Here is a 21,515-nt window from a genome sequence, read left to right on the forward strand (position 1 = left end):
TAAAATAATAATCATGAGAGAGTTTGAACAAAAGAAAATAGCCAATCACTCCCCTTCTACTTTTTTTGGACCAAAAGTTCAAAAAAAACTAACTACGGGCACTGTAGGAGACAAATATGAAGTAGAAGCCGACAATGTAGCTGATAAAGTAGTCAACAAACGCAAAACTGGAGGTTTACTGCAAACCAGAAGCGAAGAAGCTGTACAGCAAAAACCTCTTGCAGAAACCATTTCGACAGTTCAAAAAAAGGACTTGGCACAAGAACAGCCTCTGCAAAAAAAAGGCGAAAAAGAAGAAGACAAGAAAGTGCAAAAGAAATCGGATAAGGAAGAGGATAAAAAAGTTCAAAAAAAAGGCGAAAAAGAAGAAGACAAAAAAGTCCAAAAGAAATCGGATAAAGAAGAAGATAAAAAAGTTCAGAAAAAGGGCGAAAAAGAAGAAGACAAAAAGGTTCAGAAGAAGTCGGATAAGGAAGAAGACAAAAAAGTACAGAAAAAATGTGCTGAATGTGAGAACGAAGATAAAAAGGCTCAGAAAAAAGAAGAAAAAACAGTTCAAGCAAAACGAAATGAATCGAATTCAGTTGATGAAAACGTAGAAAGTAATCTCAACAGCTCTAAAGGCCGCGGCAACGCTATGGACAAAAATACAAAGCGCGAAATGGAATCGGGTTTTGGAGCCGATTTTAGCAATGTAAACATCCACACCGACAGTAGAGCTGTCCAAATGAGCGAAGAATTGGGCGCGCAAGCATTCACGCATGGCAATGATGTTTATTTCAATAAAGGAAAATACAATCCAGAATCCAAAGAAGGTAAACATCTGCTAGCACATGAACTTACACATACGATTCAGCAGACTGGATCCAAAAAAAAATCAGCGACAATACAAAAATCGTCTATGGAAAACCATTCAGAAGACTTACATGCAGAAAGACCAGAAAACCCACAGTTTAAAGGCAATCCGCCATTGGAAAAAGCTAATGATAATCAGATGCTTATTTCTACCGGTCAAAAAGGGCAATATGTTTCAGAATTGCAGCAAGGTCTAATGAAAGCAGGTCAAAATTTACCAAAATTTGGAGCAGACGGCGATTTTGGAAGCGAAACACGAAATGCAGTAATAGGCTTCCAAGAAGAAAATGGTTTGAATAAAATTGACGGTATTGTCGGACCGGAAACTATAGGAGCTTTAGACAATAAACTGGTAGGACAAAAAGGAGGTGATGATAATTGTTGTGGTGAAGCGTCTCAATTACCGCAAACTAGGGATTTTAATGTCGATGATACCTCTGTGCCATCTACAACTTTCTGTTCAAAAGGAAATTTTAAAATAACTTCAACAGCAAATTGGGCCAAACCACATAATGCAAAACATTATCATATAGTATTAACAGCTATACAAGGAGGCACAATACGTAAAACTAGCAGAAGATATGATGTTGGCAGAACAGAAACACAATCATTTGCAGTAAAAACCAAAGACTGTATCTTCTTTAAAGTAGAGATTCAAGTAATTAATCCTGGAGGTAGTCCAAATTTAAAAGGAATTTTTAGCGTAACTAACTAGATGCCAACATTAAAACAAATACCAAAATCAAATTCTCCGCACTCCTCGTCACATCATGACAAGGGGAAGGAATCTTTTTTTGGTGTTCAGGCAAAATTGAATATCGGAAAATCTAACGATAAATTTGAAGTAGAAGCCGATAGGGTCGCAGACCACGTGGTGGCCAATAAACAAACGCCAAAAGCAGACTCATTCTTTTCGCCATCGCCGGTAGTACAAAAGAAACTGGCCCGCAATGTTCAAAAGCAAGAAGAAAAAAATAAAGAAGCGCAACAAAAAACCTCAACTCAAACCATAACACCTGTTGTACAACTCAAAACCGATTTAATCCAAAATAAACTTGATTCTAGAATAACCGAAAAACGAGAAATTAATCCCGCTTTTTCTGGATCTAAAACGTTAATTCAGCATAAACTAGAAGACAAAACTCAGAAAAAAGAAGAAACGGTTCAGAATAAAAAAGAAGTCAAAAAACCTGAAAAAGTTTCAAAAAGTACTCCAGTAATCAAACCTTTAATTCAAAACAAAGGAGAAGAAGAAAATGTACAGCAGAAAAAAGAAGAAGAAAAACAAACCTCAGACGAAGAAAAACAACTGCAAAAAAGCGCTGCTGGCGATGCCAATCCTAGCGATAATTCTAATATAGAATCCAAGCTAAACAGCAGTAAAGGCGGAGGTTCTCCTCTATCTGGAAAAATAAAAACCGAAATGGAATCTGGCATTGGAGCCGATTTTAGCAATGTCCGCATACATAATGACTCTAATGCTGTTCAAATGAACAAGCAATTAGGCGCTCAGGCTTTTGCTACGGGAAATAATATTTATTTTAACGAAGGAAAATACAATCCAAATTCAAAAGAAGGCAAGCATTTACTCGCCCACGAATTAACGCATACCGTACAGCAGGGAGCGGCAATTAGAAAAAAACCAGAACCCATCTCCCCTGCTCCAGAAATGATTCAAGGTTCATTCCTCGATTTAGTTCCAGATTGGATTATAGATGAGGCAAGGCATATTCCAGGTTACACTTTATTTACCGTTATAATCGGTTATGACCCGTTACGTCAAATTGATGTAGAACGAACTCCAATTAATCTGGTTGAAGGCTTAATGGGACTTATTCCGTTTGGAACTACCATATTTGACAAGCTTCAGGAATATGGAATTTTACAGCAGGTTTTTGACTGGGTAGAAGGAAAACTAGGAGAACTGGGACTAACAATTGACAGTATTCTTGATTTAGTTGAAGAAGTTTGGGATGAATTATCATTTCCTTACACAGGCATTATTGATTTAGTTACAGAAAAATTCAATGAAGTAGTTAATAGAATAACTTCTTTCGTAAGCGCTACAGTCGATCAGGTAATTACTTGGATAAAAGAAGCCTTAATTAATGTTGCTGAACCTTTATTGGCAGAAAACAAAGCTTGGTCATTAATTAAAAAAATAATCAAATACGATCCATTACGAGATGAGGCTGTAAATGCCACAACGGTGGAAATATTAGAAGATTTCTTAATACTCATAGACAAGCAGACTGAACTTGAGCAAATGCGTGAAAAAGGCACGCTGCAAAAAACTGCCGATTGGCTTGATACTCAGGTTGGAACTTTCAACTCCTTACTTGGCGAACTTCGCGGACTTATCACCGCAGCTTGGGATGCTATTCAGCCATCCAATTTGGTCAATATTGCAGATAATCTCTCTGCGCTTGCCACTCAAGCTGGAGACTTCCTGCAAAGAGTTTGGGATTTTGCTTCAGGTGTGGCGTTAAAAGTATTAGAGCTTGTTAAGGAGTCACTATTAGGATGGCTTTCCGCTCAGGCCGCTACCGTAAGAGGGTATTCGCTAGTAAAAGTAATTATCGGAAAAGATCCTTTTACACAAGAAGTCGTACCTCGCACAGTTCCAAATATGATAAGAGGTTTTATGAGCCTTATGGATGGCGGAGAAGAACAATATGCACAAATGGTCGAGTCTGGTGCAATAGCCAGAATTGCAGGCGAAATTGAAGCGGCTGTAGAGACGCTCAACATGACGCCACAATCTATTATACAGCTCTTTACCGATATTTGGGATTCTATGTCTATTGATGACCTTATTCATCCAATAGATGCCTTCATGAGAATCATTGAGAAATTTGGAGAACCTATTGGCCGATTAATTGCTTTCGTGGCAGAAATTGTACGAATCGTGATTATGGCTATTCTCGAAATCATGAATTTCCCATTCGATCTCATCGGAAATATCATTACCAGAGCTTTAGAAGCTATTGATGATATTAAGAAAGACCCAATTGGTTTCTTAAAAAATATACTGCGAGCACTTAAACAAGGATTTGTACAATTCTTTGACAATATTGTTACCCACCTAATCAATGGTGTAACGGGTTGGCTAATGAACGAACTCAAAGATGCCAATATTCCAGTACTTACTGATTTCTCTCTACGCGGTGTTATTACTTGGATTATGGAAGTGCTGAATATCTCGATGGAAAGAATCTGGGAAAAACTAGCCGCTCATCCTCGCATTGGCCCTGCAAGAGTAGCTAGAATCCGCAGTATGATTAATACGCTTGAAGGCATTTGGACATTTATTAAAGATGTTCAAGAACGCGGTATGGCGGCCATTTGGGACAAAATACAAGAACAGCTGAGCAATTTATGGAATACCGTTCTCGATGCCGTGAAAAACTTTGTCATGGAACGTATTGTCAATAGAATTACGGCCAGACTTTTAAGCATGTTAGACCCAACCGGAATAATGGCTGTGATAAATGGTGCTATGGCATTCTTTAACGCAATTCAAAGTTTTATAAAATACTTACGCGAAATGCTCGAAGTGGTCAATTCGTTTGTCAATGGTGTAGCCGACTTAGCTCGAGGCAATGTCGCCACAGCCGCCGATTATCTAGAAAGAACCATGGGACAAGCTATGCCAGTCGTGATAGGCTTCTTGGCCAATCAAGTCGGTTTAACAGGTATTGGAGCAAGAATTGGCGAAATGCTCGTCGCTGTTCGCCAAATGGTTGATGAGGCGCTGACTTGGTTAGTGAATCAGGCTGTAGATAGAGGAATGGCGTTGTTGGACAGAGTGATGGGAAGAAACGAACCAGAAGCAGCTACTTCATCAGGACCTATTGCAGGAGCTTTGGCAGAAATTGATTCAGAAAGTGAAAAAGAAGCTGACGGTGGAGAAGTTACTGCTGATGAGGCTCAAGCCATTAAGGATAAAGTTAACAGAGATCATTCATCGGTTATAAATATTTCTTCTGTTGCAGATGCTGGTGAAGATTGGGAGTTTGAATATGCTCCTATTGTTCAGATGACAGGTAAAAAAACCAAGAAAAAACCAAATTGCAATGAGCCGGGTACAAGTGCACCAAACATTGGCAATATTGCAAGACACGGTTCTCAAGGTTCAAGTTTGAGATCAGGACCAGAACTTTTCTGGCTTGAATCAGAGCATATCTTGCCTTTTGCGACAGGAAGATCTTTATGGGAAGCTTTGGCATTATATCTTCCTGAAAGAGGTTGGAGTGAAGATAATCAGCAAACTACTATAATGATTTACTATGATTCTGCTCGTGAGAAAACCGTTCAGGATAATGTGGTGAGTGGACAATTTACAGCAGCTGTTAGAGCTGTTAATATTTCTGAAATGTTTAATAGAGAAAGAATTAGATATGAAGCAGGAGACAGAAATGCATTGTCAAGCGGTGCGGAGATTCTTGGCCAAATTCTCCGAGCATTAGAAAATGCTAAAGACACTGCGGTTACAAGAACTCACACTGCAGTAAATAACGAAAACATTAAAAAAATGCCAGGTTGTTCAAAAAGCAATGGTGAAAGAAGAGGCGAAGCTGGAGCTCCAAAACCTACACTAAACCAAATTGAAGATGCAGCAACACAGCAATTTCACGATGTTCTTAGATTAGTAACAGACGAATTGTTAACGGTTGAAGAAAGAAGAAGAAGACTAGATAGCAGAAGACTTTTGCCAAAACTCAATGTCGGCAAATCTCAAGATAAATATGAAATTGAAGCTGATAAGGTTGCAGATGAAGTTACATCAAACAAAAATGACACCAACCCTTTAGCACCTAATCAAACTACAGCATCACAAGATTCTTAAAGCAAAACATCTAAAACATTAGTCATGCAAAAAACATTCTACCAAAAAGAGCTGCTTATTAAAGCAACACAACAAAGAAATGGAGTAAATAATAACAAGAAAGATGTCGAAAAAATTCAGTCTTTGCTTAATTTATTTGCTATGCAGCATCCTGGTTCGGGAACGGCAACAGGTATTGATGGCGATTTTGGTCATGCTACAGAAAAAGCAGTATTGAATTATCAAAAATTCAATGGTTTGCCTCAAAACGGAAATGTAGATCAAAACCTGTTTGATAAATTGGCATCGCCACTTAAAAAAGCATTTGAAAGTTCAATATCTGGAAGTAATCTGAGAGAATTAATTCTCAATACAGCCAAAAATCATCTCAAAAATCAACCTTTTGAACTTGTCATAAACAACCAAAGCAATACAGGACCTTGGGTTCGAAGCTATATGGACGGACATGAAGGAACGGATTGGTTTTGGTGCATGGGATTTGTTCAGGCTATTGTCGACCAGGCAGCTTCTATTCAAGGAAAAAATTTTAAAACGTTAATGCCTCTGACTTATAGCTGCGATACTGTTGGAACAACAGGTCTTCAGAAAAAAATACTAACGCGTTATCAAACGGCCAGAACCAATTCGGCTTTGATAAAACCGGGTGATATTTTTCTTCTTCAAAAAACGCCAAACGACTGGATTCACACCGGAATTGTAACTGCTGTTCATGCCGACACCATCGAAACTATTGAAGGCAATACTAATTCTGGCGGTTCTCATAACGGAAACGCTGTTATGGACAAAATCAGAAATTATAAACAATCTAAGCTTGATTTTTTCTCAATCGAATCATTAGTATAGAAAATGGAAAATATATTTACCTATATCAAAAACCAATTTGTATTTCAGCTTGATACTCTTTTTCAGGTCGAAAATCCAACGGAAAAACCTTTTTTAGATCAAACTGAGGCGAATGGTTTTATTGACGAATTTATTATCGAAAATAATCTTTCAGAAATTGACATTCTTATCTTGGGATTAGCTCTGGTTCCGCATATGAAACCCGATTTTCTGAGTTCGATTATTGCCGAATATTTGCCAAATGGCGGCGAACTGCCTGAGTTTGGCGGAATCAAAACAAAAAATCATCGCGGCATTTTGCCAACAGGCGAAACGGCACAGTTTTTAGTTGCTGGAAATGATCTCGAAAACCGAATTTCATTCTACAATTACCTGCATAATCAATCTTTTCTGTATCAAAAAGGCATTATCAAAATAGAAGCGGTCGCGAATGGCGAACCTAAACTAAGCGGTTTATTAATTTTAGAAGATGAATACATCGAAAAATTTATAACCGGAAAAATCCTGAAACCACAACTGAGCAGCATTTTCCCTGCCCAATTAATAGAAACGCAATTAGATTGGGACGATTTGGTTTTGAATTCCAATACTTTAAATCAGATAAAAGAAATAGAAACTTGGCTTAAATTCAACGATATTCTGCTTCACGAATGGAATATGAAAGCCAAAATAAAACCCGGTTTTAGAGTCATGTTTTACGGCGCGCCTGGAACGGGAAAAACCCTTACGGCTTCACTTTTAGGAAAATATACTCACAGAGATGTTTATAGAATTGATTTGTCAATGGTAATTTCCAAATACATTGGCGAAACCGAAAAAAACCTTTCCTCTCTTTTTGATAAAGCGGCCGATAAAGATTGGATTTTGTTTTTTGACGAAGCCGATGCGGTTTTCGGAAAAAGAACCAATGTACGTGACGCGCATGATAAATACGCCAATCAGGAAGTTTCATATTTATTACAACGCATAGAAAATCATCCCGGATTGGTGATTTTGGCTTCTAATTTTAAAACCAATATAGATGCTGCTTTTACCCGCAGATTTCAATCTATAATTGAGTTTGAAGTGCCTTCTTATGGCGAACGTTTGAAACTGTGGCAAAATAATCTGCCAAAAGGAATTAAAATTGCCGAGGATGTAAATCTTCAAGAGCTTTCAAAAAAATACGACATTACGGGCGCCAACATTGTCAACATCATTCAATATGCTTGTCTGAGAACTTTAGAAGACCAAAACAAAAGCATCAACTTAAATCATCTGCTTCAGGGAATTAAAAAAGAATATACAAAAGAAGGAAAAATGATGTAATGGAATATGGCAACGACAAACCTAAAACTAACACTTTCATCAAAAGTATTGCCGATAAATACTCGTTAGCGCGGATTTGCAATCCGTGCTATCGTTGTTTTTTTTTTACAAAAAATAACTACCAATCTTTAAGAGCACGGTTACAAATCCGCGCTATCGTTGTGGGGATAAATCTTTGTGAGCTGGTTTTTATAAGAATTCTTTAGAGAGCTGAAAAAAAAATAAGCCCGATACAATATCGAGCTTATTATGGTGAAATTTAATTATAAATTCGTCTGAAGTTCATTTTCTAAATTTTAATCCTATCATTTAACAATCAATTTTTTAGAAACACTAAAAGCATTAGAATTAATTGTCACAATATATATTCCAGCTCCTAAATGATGGCTGATTTTTAAAGATGAACTGATTTTGTTTACCAAAACTTTTCTTCCGCTGCTATCAGTAACTGTTACAGTTGCTGTATCACCTGCTTCCAGTTCTGGCAAAACAATATTAAATTCATTATTAACTGAAGGATTTGGATAAATGCTAACCATAGAATTCTCAACTGTAACTTCAGGAGTATTCACTTTTTTCGCTGTCGAAGTGTTTTCAAACTGCCATTGTGCACTTTCCCAATTATTTTGACCTCCAAGATATTGCGCAGAACCATTTAGATTTTCAATATGAATCATCGCTCCTGTCTGCCATCTATTTTTGATTCTTACCCAGGTTGCGTCTACATTTTCAGAAGACCATTGCGCGCTCCACCAGCTGGACTGACCTGCTGTACATTGTACTGCACCAGTTAAATTCTCAATATGCATTATATCTCCTGTACCTACATTTTTAATTATATAGTAAGTGCCATCAATAGCCACTTTTTCCCATTTGTAAGTATTGTTTGCCACTGTTGGACCATATCCTACATTGTTTCCGGCATCATATAAATAATTGCCTGTCCATTTGTTTTTAATGGTAAAATAGTTTCCTGTTGCAGCATTTACAGTAATTGCTGCAGTGCTTGTTTTATTTCCGTCAACTGTTGTTACCGTAATTGTAGCAGTACCCGCTGAAACTGCAGTGACTAATCCTGATGAATTAACCGTTGCCACACCTGTATTGTTTGAAGTATAATTAACCGACTTATTAGTTGCATTTGAAGGCAAAACTGTTGGTGTTAGCTGCTGTGTTCCGCCTACAGCTAATGTTGCTGATGAAGGACTTAAACTCACACTTGTTACGGCCACATTTGATGAATTTACTGTTATTGCAGAAGTCGCCGTTTTATTACCATCCTGAGTCGTTACTGTAATGGTAGCCGATCCCGAAGCAACTGCGATTACTAAACCTGAACCACTTACTGTTGCAACACCAGTATTATTTGAACTATAACTTACTGTTTTATTGGTGGCATTGGCCGGAGAAATAGTAGGAGTTAATTGCTGTGTAGCGCCAACACCTAGAGTTACTGCTCCTGGCGAAAGCGTTACACCTGAAACCGGAACATTTGTAGTGGAACAGTTTCCGCTCTGCGTCCATGAAAATGTACCAATTGCACTAATTTCTTCGTTAGTTGTGGCATTTCCGCCTCTATTAGAATAATTCATATTGCAATAGGTGCCATTTCCGCTTGGAGAACCTGCAATAAGTACAAAATAGCCTCTGCCCCAGTTTCTGTTCAATGCATTGTTATTTGGATATTCTTTACCCGTTCCGTTAACGGTTATGTCTTTAAAAGAAAGATTATAAATACCATCTCCCGATCTTTTACTAATAGAAATTGCATCGTTTCTTGAATCTATAATATCAATGCTGTAAAGCTGAACATTCTTAACCTGACTTCCAGCATTCGTTGCACTAAAAATATCAATTGCCGCCACCGGATTGTTGTAGGTATCATTAAAAGTTCCGCAGGCTGTTATGGTAATATCATGAATTTCGTGCATACCATCGTTGTTAAATGGTGCTCCCGGAAAATTATTACTCACTCTGATTCCTGCTTCCAGATTATCTTTGATGATTAAATTGTAACCTTTGTTATTTTTCCCTCCATAAATAGCAAGTCCACAAGCGCGCCAACAGTTTTCTGAAGTATTGTATCGAAATGTATTATTGATACATTCGAGTCCGTCAGCAGACCAAATTGCCTGATCGTCGTCTCCGTTGTTTCTAAAATTACAATGTTCTACAATTGAATTCGCTGTTCCTTTGCAAAGATTGATTCCATCAGCATAATTATTTCTAAAACGACAGTGCGATAATGTAAATCCGTCAGCAATTGCTGGCCCACCAGAATTATATTGTGCAATCCAAGCACCACATTCAAAATGTTCTGCCCAGATATTTTTTACTATAGAACCACTTGTAAAAACTCCGTTTATTGCTTTATAAGAATTACTTCTCGAAGCCGAATTTGTTGTCAGGTATAAATCTGTGAATGAAATGTTGCTCGCATTGGCACGTAATCCTCCATTTAAACTGCTGGTGTTGGTAAAATTAATCTGTGTGTACCACATTCCTGCACCAATTAGCGAAGTGTTTGCTGAACCAAAATATAATTCTCGGTTAACATTATAAACCCCAGCTGGAAGAAATATTTTTTTCCCGCCATTTGCATCAATAAAAGTCTGAAGATCACTTCCGTTTCCAGAGTAAGTTACGGCACCTGCAGGAGCTGTAACAGCTGTTGGTACCGGTTCCATTTCTGCAAAGTCAATATGAACATTACCTGATTCTCTCACCAATTTTAATGTTCCGTTTACAGGAATTTTAGCAGAAAGTTTATAACGAACTTCATCAAAACGCATTCTTGGGTTTTGATTTGTAATTCCGTTATTGTTCGGATTTCCGTTGCTCCACAAATATTCCCAAGACCAGACTGAAGTCAAGGTAAGCGTTGTAAGCTTTGTGTTACCATTATAAACCCCAATAGTTCCGGATTGTCCGTCAGGAACGCTATAGCGAATTACTAATCCGTCAGCGGCTTCACTAAGCGTCCATTGAACGGTCGCATTTGTTGCAGACATATTCACACACTGCTGATCTGAGGCTTCTGACTGAAGATCGGCCTGACTGTATGATTTTGCAGTAACTGAAGCACCATTAGACAATTGGCCTAAATTTGCTTCGTACCTTTTATAAGGTGCATCATAATAACCGCGTTGGGCATAGGAACCTGAACCAAAGAGAAGGAAAAAAAACCATAATATAATATGGCAATATTGGACTCTTCTCAAAAAAAAATAATGTAATTTGTTTCTCATAAATTTTGGTTTATTAAATAGTTAGCGCCTTACAAAAAGGTCATAACGAAACTATACTTAAAAAAGAAACTAAGGTAAAAGTGGACAAAAAATCAAGATCAAGGCAACGATTTGATTAACATAAAACACTAACAATCAACAAAATACATTTTAAACCAAAATAAAAAATCAAGAACCAATATAGATACAAATTTGATAATTTAAGGTCTTGAAAATGACAATATAAAAAAATAACCTTCTTTTCTAATCCTATTTGCTTATGAAAATTTACTTTCATTTATTCCTCAAGAATTGTTTGATTGCAAATCCGCGCTATCGTTACGGAGATAAATCTGCGTGATTGGGTTCCTTTTCTTGATTTTCTCAACTCCCCTTTCTCTTATGAGTTCTACTGCATCAAGCATTTTGTTTATATGAATATATGGCGTCATCAAATCGGGCTCGGAATCTGCGGAATGTGGAGACAATGAAAGCTCAAGGATTTGGTATAGAAATGATTCAAATTCTTCTAGCGTTTTTTCTGCAAATGCTTTTTGAAACACCAAAAATGGATTCTCGTATTCTTCTTTTGTTAGAGAAGAAAGATGAAAAACCGTTTCAGATCGCAGAGAATCTTTTATTTTCCATTTTCTACTTTTCTCCTTTAGACAGAAACACACCTTGAGGAAAGATTTGATAACGGTATACAAAACAAAAACATCCGAAGGATTGTCCTGTTTGTAGACTTTTGTTTTATAGCTGTATAGCACCGCTTCGGTTAAACTTTTTTTGTAGTAATCCAGATGTGCAAAAGCAAAAAAAGCATCGATTGCCTTAAACGGATTTCCCGCTGCATACCCTGCCCAGAAGCTAGTTTCGAAGGTTGTTTTATTCTTTTTCATGGCTTATAGATTTAAAATTCTAAAGCAAAATTCTATTCTTTCTAAAGGATAATCTATTCGAAATACAGATATAATATTCTTACAAAATAATTCTTCTTTGAAATATTTTTTTATCTTTGAAACTCACGATTTTTAGCCCAAATGGCTTTATCTTTGAATCTTCAGAAAACTCAATATTCATTATGGAACAGAAAATACATCAGGGAAGAAACGTAAAACGTTTTAGAGAAATGCTTAACATAAAGCAGGAAGCTTTGGCTTATGATCTGGGCGAAGACTGGAACCAAAAGAAAATTTCTATGCTGGAGCAAAAAGATGTTATTGAAGAAAACCTACTAAAACAAATCTCAGCTGTTTTGAAGATTCCTGTTGAAGCTTTTCAGAATTTTGATGAGGAACAAGCGATAAATATTATTTCTAATACTTTTGGAGAACACGCTTTCGCTAATTCATTTAATTACGGAACAATTAATATTCATCCAATTGATAAATTGATTCAACTTCATGAAGAAAAGATTGCTTTGTATGAAAGGATGTTGAAAGAGAAAGATGAAATGATGGTTAGGTTGGAGAAATTGATTGGGAAGTAATTCAGGGGCAACTATTTTTTCATATTTCAAAAAATATAATTATAAACTTTTAAAAGCAACAATTAATTAAGGTAATGATATACGTATGTAACCTGATAATAAATTAGGAGAATAGAACGCTAAAACACTCCTATATTATTCAGTAGCTTGGAACTTATCCTTTAACCTTTTTTCAATTCTAAATATCAAGTTAAATACGAAATCAAAATAAGGGTGTGAACTATTTTTTGCAAACTCTCCCATTTGTATTGCTTGGAAAGTTGGCATAGTTTTTTGATTTATAGAAACTTCTTTTAGTTCTGCATGAGGATTAGTCAAACTTCCTTGATACATTATTGTTGCATCTGGCAAATTTGCTAGGATATTACTCGGATCAGCATGTGAAAATCCGTTTCTTAGTAATACACGGATTGTGTCAAACAAATGCTTTTTTTCTCTATCAGTAATTAATCCATTTTTTTTGCACCTTTCAATTGAATTCCCCAAATCTATAGATCCATAATTTGTATTAGGTTCTTCAAAAGTTTCTGACCATTTATCAATTTCTATTGGACCTATTCCAACTTCGTTATAAATTAAAGCAAGCTTTAAAAGTCTTTCTAACATATGATTCGTCAGAGTAATTGCTGCCCTATCTAACTCAAGAATCATACATTTATTTATCTCGTATATTAATGTATTGAATTCACAAAACACTTCTAATCTAAATTCAAAGTATTTAGAAAACCTTGGGAAATTTTTATTCAAGTTTTCTACAAAATTATTTTCAAATTTACTTTTTTCCATATCAAGTTATTTTTAGTAAGATAAAATTAAAAATGTTAGCAAATCATAACTATACAAAATTTTAATAAGAATGCAAGAATATGATTTCCTAAGATGGCGCGAGCGTCTCGCTCATCAACGTCGTTTTGAGTTCAGAAATTCGTTTATGATAATCATCTCTAGAAATGATATAAATGACCGCATGGACTACACCGACGAGATTAGCTAAGTTTTTAAATGCTCTTTCGAATTCTTATTCCTTGTTCTTGTAATTTTAATAATGCTTGAATTTCTGTCATATCTTTTCCTTTAGAAGAACAAAAGTGTATCAAATCATTTTCTATTTCACGTTGAATACTTTCTGCATTGTCTGAAATCGTTTTAATTTTATGAAACAGTTCCTCTCCTATATTTCCGGCATTAAATTTTTCTTCATTTCCACAAATAACTTTGTGAATCAGCCAATTCCTTTGCTGTAAAAAAGCATTTAATTTATTTTGCAATGGCACATTATATAGTTCCTCCTTAATTGCAATTTTAATGGCATGACCAAAAGTATAACTCTGGTTTTGTTTTAAAAATTCATCTGCTCGTTCTTTTGTTTCTGTGGGATTCATCTTAAGAGTAATTGAATGACTCAACGCTTGTTCAGCTAGTTGAGTTTTTAATACAGCTTCTCCGAGGAAACAATACAAATTAATTTCATTATTGTTTGCTGGTATTTTTATAATATTATCTTTCATATGCTTTTCGTTTTAAAAATTTTGTTTAAGTTTTACTTTCCATTTTTTGAGTTTCGTTAATTAATTATGAAACAAAGATATTTTTGTAGTACGCACTCTTTTTGCGTAGTTAAAAAACTTTCAGTTTATCTTTAATACTCATAAAGCGAATTGATTTTATGTATTGGGCACGAGCGAAGACGCTTTGTGCAAGCGAAATTTACGATTTACTATAAAAATAATAATTATCCATAAAAAAACCAGTGAATCAACTTCACTGGTTTTCTAATCATTTTATATAAATCATCAAATATTATAAGATGACTTATAAAACTAAATTTATTTTGTAATGCCAAACATCATGACCAATTTATCGTTTAGATAAAAATTAAGAGTTTGGTCTGCTACATCAAAACGCAGGTCTTTATTGTTTAAATAAAATAGCATTTTTTGTTCTGTTTTATTTCCTTCTTCACCAATACATGCCATTAATGTAGCAGCTACTTTATCAAAAGTAATATGATCACCACTAGTTTCGTAAGTTCCAGCAAAGCTGTTACAACCTGTATTGCCGCTTACTTTCTTTTCTGATGGATTAAACTTAATAGAAGCTTTTCCGTAATCTTGCCCAACATTTTCTAATGCGATTAGTTTCCAATTATTTTTGGCAATAAAACTCCAAAGTTGGTCTTGAGTTGGAATAGAAAATTCCATAACCACTTTGTTCTTAGTATTTTTAAAGTACACTGTATTGTTTTTCTTTACAATTTTGAACTTTTTATTGGTTATTGCAGCGTTAAACTCTTTTTCCAATTTCATGCTTTCGTCGTTACAAGCCATTAAAGTTCCCATAGGAGAATTGGTCTTGATTTGATTTTTTGAAGAAAGCTTCGTGTATTTTACGTTGAAATTATTACATCCGTTTTTACCGCTTATTGTACCGGTTTCGTCATTAATTGTGATAAATGCTTTTCCGTTATTTACCTTTTTTCCGTTTAACTGGGTTAAAATCATTTTGGTATCATAAATTCCTTTTTCCTTAGTTACAGGAGTTTTAGAAATTATGCTTTTCAGTTTATACTGGTATGCAGAAGCATCAGCTGGAATTGGTTCTGGTCTTTTTGTTTTCGTTACCAGAATTTCATATCGATTTCCTTTTTCAAAATTAAAACCTTCAATATGATCATAAAATAACTGCCATTCTTTGTCATTATCATACTTTACTTGCAGACATTCCATAGGAGCAACTCCCGTACATGGCGCTTTACTTTCTTTCACAAACATTTTTAAACTTTCCTGACCATATGTAAATGTTGACAATAACACTACCACAAAAACATACATACATTTAAATCTTTTCATTTATTTTAATTTTTTAGAACACCGATTAAGCGCTCTGATTATTCAATGATTTTTTTGCAGGCAGGAATTGTGCCACTTTAAAATTAAGAATGCTTTTAACTTTTCTTTATTATCGCAAAAACCTGTCTTTTCTTTAATAATTAAAGTACTATATTGATAATCAGTTTTTTTGTTTCAGAAGAACAAAAAATCTTCTTTGTACTACATTTAAGAATGTTTTTATAGGATTTTTACATGTGTTTACATTGAACTGACATATCTGGAAATGCATCCTCTTTAAAACTGTCTAACAAATCAGCAACAGTCGATATTCTCCATCATTTTCTACAGGCGCTCTATGCACACAAGGCAGTACTTCTTGCTTTGGATGATCTACAGCCAAGCGCCAAAGATGTCCTAAACCTAAATTAATAGGTTTTGCATTTTCATGCAGCTGATAATGCAAATCAAAGTAATTTTCTTTTAAAAAGTCTTCAAACTCCTCTTCTGTTCCATCATGCAGTTCTTTGAGTTTTGCTCTAATTTCTGGAATTAAGATTTTTTGTTCTACTTGCAAATTAGCCACAATATCGCTTGCCGCTCCGTGATAGGTGCATAAAAAAGTGTCGGTTGCAATGGGTGAACGGTCTACGTGAAACGAATACACATCGGTCGAAATGAAATCAAATTCATCATCGCGTTCGTAACATTTCAGTAAATTTAGCGAAGGCGAAGCTCCAAAATCGGCTAATAATTGCAAATCATTTAAGATTGTTTCTCTCGCTATATTTCCCTTTTCTGAGAGGTGAAGCGCCATCAGATCTTCTGGAGAAACTTCGGTTATATTTTCTTTTAAAGACAGCTTGGCTACAATTTCTTTAAAATCGCCATCCAAATTTCTCTTCCAGCATAACGCATTCATTTCTCCTTTGAAATCGGTATGCACTAGTTCAGAAAAGGTTGGCACCACTCCTATTTGACTATTTTCAGAAAATGTATTGCTCATAGTAAAATATAAGAAGCTAATGGCTTCCTTACCTTACAAAATTATGCAATAGCGGGCAGTTGAAAAATATTTTGCAGAAGCTTTTTAGATAATAGTTTTCTATGACTGCTTTTTTTATCCTTGGGATATAATTGCAGATATTACAATCGCAATCGATATTACCAAAACAGGCACAATAGAAAGTAAAATAGTATAGAATAATTCTTCTTGAAAAATGCCAATACTACATGAAGATTTGCGGTCAGCTAAAATGACGTAATTCAATAAAACCCAAATTGGAATAAAGATTATCAGCTCAATTACGCTTTTTAAATAGATCTTTTTAATAAAAGAAAATACCAAAAACACTATTGCTAAGAAAACGGCCGTCAGTAGAGACGCTAAATACACATTTTCAACAAAAGAACAATCTAAAAAACCCAATGATATTCTTTCAGAAAAATTTCCCATCGACCAGCAAATCTCCATATAAGTAATTGTAAAAAGTATTGCCCCCAACAATACTTTTTTCTTTAAACCCCGAACTATTTTATTCGGCATCCTTTAGAGATATGTTTTATTCTTAAGCGGACTATTATCATTAGTAAGCAAGTCATTTGCAATCTGTATCATTCCGCTGTTGTTTGAACCGCCCCAAACGGCTCTTCCAAAAATATAGCTCGTGGTGTATTCTTTCCAAGTAGTACAGTATTTCTTCAAATCGGTGTGGCATTTTTCTAAATATTCTTTGAGTTCATTTTCTGAAAGATAACCCAAATCGTAACAGCAACGCGCTAAGAAAGCACCTCTTCCGTAATTCCAGCCACTGTCTTTTGTCTTTTTTATTTGAGAAAAATCCGTGATGATGTTTTGTTCCATTAGTTCTGGAATCGTATTATTAAGCTGTCTAAATAAATCTATGTAATGTTCAAACAAGCCTTCTTCTCTTGGCAGATTAGATTTTAAAATGTCCACATAATTTTCGCTATCCTCAAATGCTCGGTAAACGATTTCCATATTTTCGTCTTGGTTTCTGTCGTGCAGATTTTGCAGCACTTCAATAGCTTGCTCTCTATTATAGATTCCCCAATACTCTTCAGCCAATGTGACAATATTAGATCTATTCAAACCTGTTTCATAAGAATTCAAGTAAGCCGACTGCTGTTCTGCATACATGGAGCCAACAAGTAAATGATCTAATAAATAGCCTCTTACAGCATTTTGATTATTTAATCTAAGGCATTGAAATGAATTCAAAATTTTTGAAAAGAATCCCATAACTCTTTATGCTACTTTTAAATGAGGAACTTTGTTTTGTAAAATATCGAGAAATCTTTCGCCAACTACTTGATATTTGGCTCTAGTTTCCAATTGTTTTTTCAAGTTCAGCATATCTTCGGGAGCAGTTACATAATTTAGCCTATCATGAATTTCAAGCGACAACGGACTTCCGTCAATATAAAAAGTGATGACGTGTGTTTTGGGCAAATATTCTTCTGAAGATTTAGAATAAACGCCCAATTGCGATTTCAAAACGCCTCCATATTCAAGTTTAGCATCTTCAATTCTGAAATTATCAAAAACAATATGCTCGTCTAATTCGCCCACCGTATTGGTAGTAAAGAAATGCAAATCGCTTCCGCTCAAAACCCAAAAACAATCTGTTTCTACTCTTCTCAGTTTTACACCAATGGTAGATAATGCTGCATTTTTTAGACCATCGGTAACAATTTCTTGAACTTTACTGCTTGTAGATTGTGGCACAGATGCAGAAGTAAATGCATCTATAGCTTTACCTTTCATCCAATGCTTTAATTGTGAAAAATCATTAGCCAATAATTCTTGTTTGTATTGGTCATATTTTGTTCGTTCAAAATTTAAATCAATTTCTCCTTTTGCAGTCTTGTGTTTCTTATTTACATAAATCATAAAAACTACGCCTGCAATTACCAATACAATTGGAATAAAAATTAATGTGCTCATGCTTTTTTTGTTTGATTAATTTGGTTTTAGATATTTTGCTGGGTTTACTGTTATCTCAAAGCAAAACGATATTTCAAGACAAATTTTAGAAAAAAGAAAATAAGAATTTAAGCAGATATAAATTCGCTTGAAACGATTGGATATACGCAAATACTTTTTATAAATCCGTTTTTAATTACTTGGCATTTTTGGGTAGAAATTTTTAGTCAAGCTTTAAACGACATTTTGAACAAAGTAAATTGACTTTTTAAGCAAAGTCAGAACTCCAAAGTGTGCCTTACTTTGCATCATAACTTTTAATAATTAAAAAAATGATACAGAACAATTATCAAGGAGCATTACAACAGCCGCTCAATTCAGGATTTAATGCATCGTCAACAACAACTGATGTGATCAAAAGAATTAGTCTTGAGGGAAAAAATGTAATTGTGACAGGCGGAAATGCAGGCATAGGTCTTGAAACCACCAAAACACTTGCAAATGCGGGCGCGACAGTAATCGTAGCTGCAAGGGATATTGAAAAAGCTAACAATAACTTGAAAGGCATAAAAAATGTAGAAATCGAAGCAATGGATATTATAGATCCTGATTCTATTACCGTGTTTGCAGATAAATTTATCTCGTCAGGAAGAGCTTTGCATTTGCTTATAAATAATGCTGGGATTATGTGGGTTCCTTTACGCAGAGACAGTCGCGGAATCGAATCGCAATTGGCTACGAATTACTTAGGGCAATTTCATTTGACGCTAAAGCTTTTTCCTGCTCTTAAAAAAGCCAACGGCGCGAGAGTCATTAATGTATCTTCACTTGGACACCATATGTCGCCTTTCAACTTTGAAGATCCTAATTTTCTTCATCGCGAGTATGAAACTTTACAAGCGTACGGACAGTCAAAAACGGCATGCAACTTATTTTCTCTTGAGCTGGACAATCGCATAAAAGCGCACCATATAAGAGCTTACTCGCTTCATCCTGGCTCAATTGGAGGCACAGAACTAGGAAGAGAAGCATCAGTAGAATTATTTCAAAAAATGGGTTTCTTAGATGCAGAGGGCAATATGCTTCCTGAAGTTGTTGCAAGATTAAAGTCAATACCGCAAGGCGCAGCCACAACTATATGGTGCGCTACAAGTCCTTTACTGGACCATATTGGAGGTGTTTATTGTGAAGATGCAGATATTGCTCCATTAGCATCAGAAGAAAGCATCGGAATATATGGTGTCCAGCCCTATTCTTTAGACGAAACCAATGCTAAAAAATTATGGGATTTAAGTGAACAAATGACTGGTGTGTCATTAGCCTCTGTAAACTAATATGGGTTTTGAACAAAAAGAAATGATACTTTCTATCTTTGTAATCATAAAATAATCAAATCAATTATGGATCACATATCAAGATATTTAACTCCAGAAATTAAACTTTCCTGCTATGAAGACAAATTCTTTAAATCAGATATCATGTTTGATGATCATATGCTCATTTGGTTTATCTCTGGTGAAACAAAAATTATACAATATGATGCCTCCTTTCTTTTTAAGAAAGGAGATATCTTTTTAATACCAAGAAACCAGCTTGCAACTATAATCAATTATCCCTCAAACGGAGAACCGCACAAAACGGTTGTAATGCATCTTTCTGTTGAACGGCTAAAAAAATTTTATCAGAATATCGAACTTGTAAAGAAACCGATACCTGAAAATAAAATTTATAGTTTTAATAATCATCCTTTGTTAGAAAGCTGCCTGGCTTCGCTTGTGCCTTATTTTGATTTGAAAAGCCATTTCTCAGAAGATTTGGCTTCTTTAAAAATAACCGAAGCTCTAAGCATTTTGAGAGCAATCGACAAAAATGTTGACAATGTACTCGCTAATTTTGATGAACCTGGAAAAATCGATCTAATTGGTTTTATGGAACGTAATTTTATGTTCAACATGCCTTTGGAAAAACTAGGCTATCTTACCGGTCGCAGTTTGTCAACATTCAATAGAGACTTTAAAAAGCACTTTAATACTACTCCTCAAAAATGGCTTACACATAAAAGACTTGAATTGGCCTATTATCAATTGGCAGAAAAAAAGAAAAAGCCAATCGATGTGTATCTTGAAGTAGGTTTCGAAAACTTATCTCATTTCTCATACGCGTTTAAAAAACTATATGGCATTTCTCCCAAGCAGCTGATTTAAAAAGCATCTTTAACTCCATTCTGGAAATTGAGTTCTATTTAAATCCAATTTTTCAATCGCTTTCATATCAGCATCATCAAGCTTGAAATTGAATATATCTAGATTCTCTATAATATGGGCTTTTTGAGAAGATCTCGGAATGGCAACAATACCACGCTGATAATGCCATCTTAGACTAACTTGTGCAGTATTTTTACCATGCTTTTTAGCTATTTGAGTTAATGTTTCATTTGTAAAAAGACCATTGCGCCCTTCTGCAAAAGGTGCCCATGCCTGCATCTGTATAGTATGCTGCTTTAGCACTTTATAATCATTGGACTGCTGAAAATAAGCATGAGTTTCTATCTGATTCACAACTGGTTTTACCTGTGCATAAGACAATAGATCGGCCAACTGTGCAGGATCAAAATTGCTTATGCCAATAGCTCTGATTTTTCCTGCTTTGTAGAGTTCTTCCATTGCTTTCCAAGATCCTTTTACATCGCCTCTCGGACGGTGTATTAGATATAAATCCAGATATTCCACCTGCAATTTTCTTAGTGTTTCTTCAAAACCCTTTTTTGCATTTTCATAACCTGCATCATCAACCCAAAGTTTTGAGGTAACAAAAAGCTGTTTTCTGTCAATGCCGCTTTGTTTTATAGCTTTGCCTACCTCTATCTCGTTTCCATATACTTTTGCAGTATCAATAAGGCGATAACCTGCAGATATAGCTTCAACGACAGATTTTTGACAGATCTCACCACTCAGCCCATAAGTTCCAAACCCGAGCATAGGCATCTTTAGACCATTATTCAGTTTAACATCTGGAATGCCTTTAGGCTCTTTATCTATCAAGACATTTCCGAACAGTTTAGGCATACCTAAAATACCTAAGTAAATTCCAGCTGTCGCTAATGAACTATTTTGTAAAAACTTGCGTCGGCTTATTTCGTTTTTTGGGTTTTGAAAATTCATATTTT

The 21,515-nt window shown here is 35.3% G+C and carries 16 protein-coding genes; 7 read left to right on the top strand and 9 right to left on the bottom strand.

Annotation, left to right across the window (positions count from 1 at the left end; translation table 11 throughout):
- Positions 1-13: 13 nt before the first annotated feature.
- From BB050_RS19740 to BB050_RS19755, 4 genes are read left to right on the top strand one after another with little or no spacing between them, the layout of a single operon-like run.
- Positions 14-1,570, top strand: a complete 1,557-nt coding sequence (locus BB050_RS19740; protein WP_066034809.1) for an eCIS core domain-containing protein — start codon at positions 14-16, stop codon at positions 1,568-1,570.
- A complete protein-coding gene (locus tag BB050_RS19745; protein WP_236940373.1) occupies positions 1,571-5,704 on the top strand; it encodes an eCIS core domain-containing protein in 4,134 nt (1,377 codons plus the stop codon).
- 24 nt (positions 5,705-5,728) lie between these two features.
- Positions 5,729-6,547 (top strand): peptidoglycan-binding protein, encoded by an 819-nt coding sequence (locus BB050_RS19750; RefSeq protein ID WP_066034810.1) that lies wholly within the window; start codon positions 5,729-5,731, stop codon positions 6,545-6,547.
- Positions 6,548-6,550: 3 nt separating this feature from the next.
- Positions 6,551-7,855, top strand: coding sequence for an ATP-binding protein (locus BB050_RS19755; protein ID WP_066034811.1), 1,305 nt, complete (start codon positions 6,551-6,553; stop codon positions 7,853-7,855).
- Positions 7,856-8,160: 305 nt separating this feature from the next.
- Here BB050_RS19755 and BB050_RS19760 read toward each other — a convergent pair whose 3' ends face one another.
- Both BB050_RS19760 and BB050_RS19765 read right to left on the bottom strand, forming a co-directional pair.
- Positions 8,161-11,103 carry an Ig-like domain-containing protein gene (locus BB050_RS19760; RefSeq protein ID WP_066034812.1) on the bottom strand — a complete coding sequence of 981 codons (2,943 nt, stop codon included), beginning with the start codon at positions 11,101-11,103 and terminating at the stop codon, positions 8,161-8,163.
- 284 nt (positions 11,104-11,387) lie between these two features.
- Positions 11,388-11,984 carry a hypothetical protein gene (locus tag BB050_RS19765; RefSeq protein ID WP_066034813.1) on the bottom strand — a complete coding sequence of 199 codons (597 nt, stop codon included), beginning with the start codon at positions 11,982-11,984 and terminating at the stop codon, positions 11,388-11,390.
- A gap of 182 nt (positions 11,985-12,166) precedes the next feature.
- Here BB050_RS19765 and BB050_RS19770 point away from each other — a divergent pair, with 182 nt between their 5' ends.
- A complete protein-coding gene (locus BB050_RS19770) occupies positions 12,167-12,574 on the top strand; it encodes a helix-turn-helix domain-containing protein (RefSeq protein ID WP_066034814.1) in 408 nt (135 codons plus the stop codon).
- A 135-nt stretch (positions 12,575-12,709) separates the two neighbouring features.
- Here the strand turns inward: BB050_RS19770 and BB050_RS19775 are convergent, their stop codons facing one another.
- The 6 genes from BB050_RS19775 to BB050_RS19805 all read right to left on the bottom strand — a co-directional run bounded on the left by BB050_RS19775 (position 12,710) and on the right by BB050_RS19805 (position 18,370).
- A complete protein-coding gene (locus tag BB050_RS19775) occupies positions 12,710-13,360 on the bottom strand; it encodes a hypothetical protein (RefSeq protein ID WP_066034815.1) in 651 nt (216 codons plus the stop codon).
- A gap of 212 nt (positions 13,361-13,572) precedes the next feature.
- Complete coding sequence (locus tag BB050_RS19780) at positions 13,573-14,082, bottom strand: hypothetical protein (RefSeq protein WP_066034816.1); 510 nt, start codon at positions 14,080-14,082, stop codon at positions 13,573-13,575.
- A gap of 318 nt (positions 14,083-14,400) precedes the next feature.
- On the bottom strand, positions 14,401-15,423 hold the full coding sequence (locus BB050_RS19785) for an META domain-containing protein (RefSeq protein WP_066034817.1): 1,023 nt from the start codon (positions 15,421-15,423) through the stop codon (positions 14,401-14,403).
- A 286-nt stretch (positions 15,424-15,709) separates the two neighbouring features.
- The gene (locus tag BB050_RS19790) at positions 15,710-16,408 is read right to left on the bottom strand and encodes a DUF1826 domain-containing protein (RefSeq protein WP_066034818.1); all 699 of its coding nucleotides are present in this window, start codon (positions 16,406-16,408) and stop codon (positions 15,710-15,712) included.
- 543 nt (positions 16,409-16,951) lie between these two features.
- On the bottom strand, positions 16,952-17,644 hold the full coding sequence (locus tag BB050_RS19800; protein ID WP_236940374.1) for a DUF1266 domain-containing protein: 693 nt from the start codon (positions 17,642-17,644) through the stop codon (positions 16,952-16,954).
- Positions 17,645-17,671: 27 nt separating this feature from the next.
- Positions 17,672-18,370: a hypothetical protein gene (locus BB050_RS19805; protein WP_066034821.1), complete on the bottom strand. Its 699-nt coding sequence runs from the start codon at positions 18,368-18,370 to the stop codon at positions 17,672-17,674.
- A 311-nt stretch (positions 18,371-18,681) separates the two neighbouring features.
- On the opposite strand from BB050_RS19805, the gene BB050_RS19810 reads away from it, so the two are divergent.
- On the top strand, positions 18,682-19,683 hold the full coding sequence (locus BB050_RS19810; RefSeq protein ID WP_066034822.1) for an SDR family NAD(P)-dependent oxidoreductase: 1,002 nt from the start codon (positions 18,682-18,684) through the stop codon (positions 19,681-19,683).
- Between the two features lie 66 nt (positions 19,684-19,749).
- Positions 19,750-20,553, top strand: coding sequence for an AraC family transcriptional regulator (locus BB050_RS19815; protein WP_008463560.1), 804 nt, complete (start codon positions 19,750-19,752; stop codon positions 20,551-20,553).
- Between the two features lie 9 nt (positions 20,554-20,562).
- Here BB050_RS19815 and BB050_RS19820 read toward each other — a convergent pair whose 3' ends face one another.
- A complete protein-coding gene (locus tag BB050_RS19820) occupies positions 20,563-21,510 on the bottom strand; it encodes an aldo/keto reductase (protein WP_236940375.1) in 948 nt (315 codons plus the stop codon).
- Positions 21,511-21,515: the final 5 nt, after the last annotated feature.

The organism is Flavobacterium anhuiense (assembly GCF_001705175.1).
GTDB lineage: Bacteria > Bacteroidota > Bacteroidia > Flavobacteriales > Flavobacteriaceae > Flavobacterium > Flavobacterium anhuiense.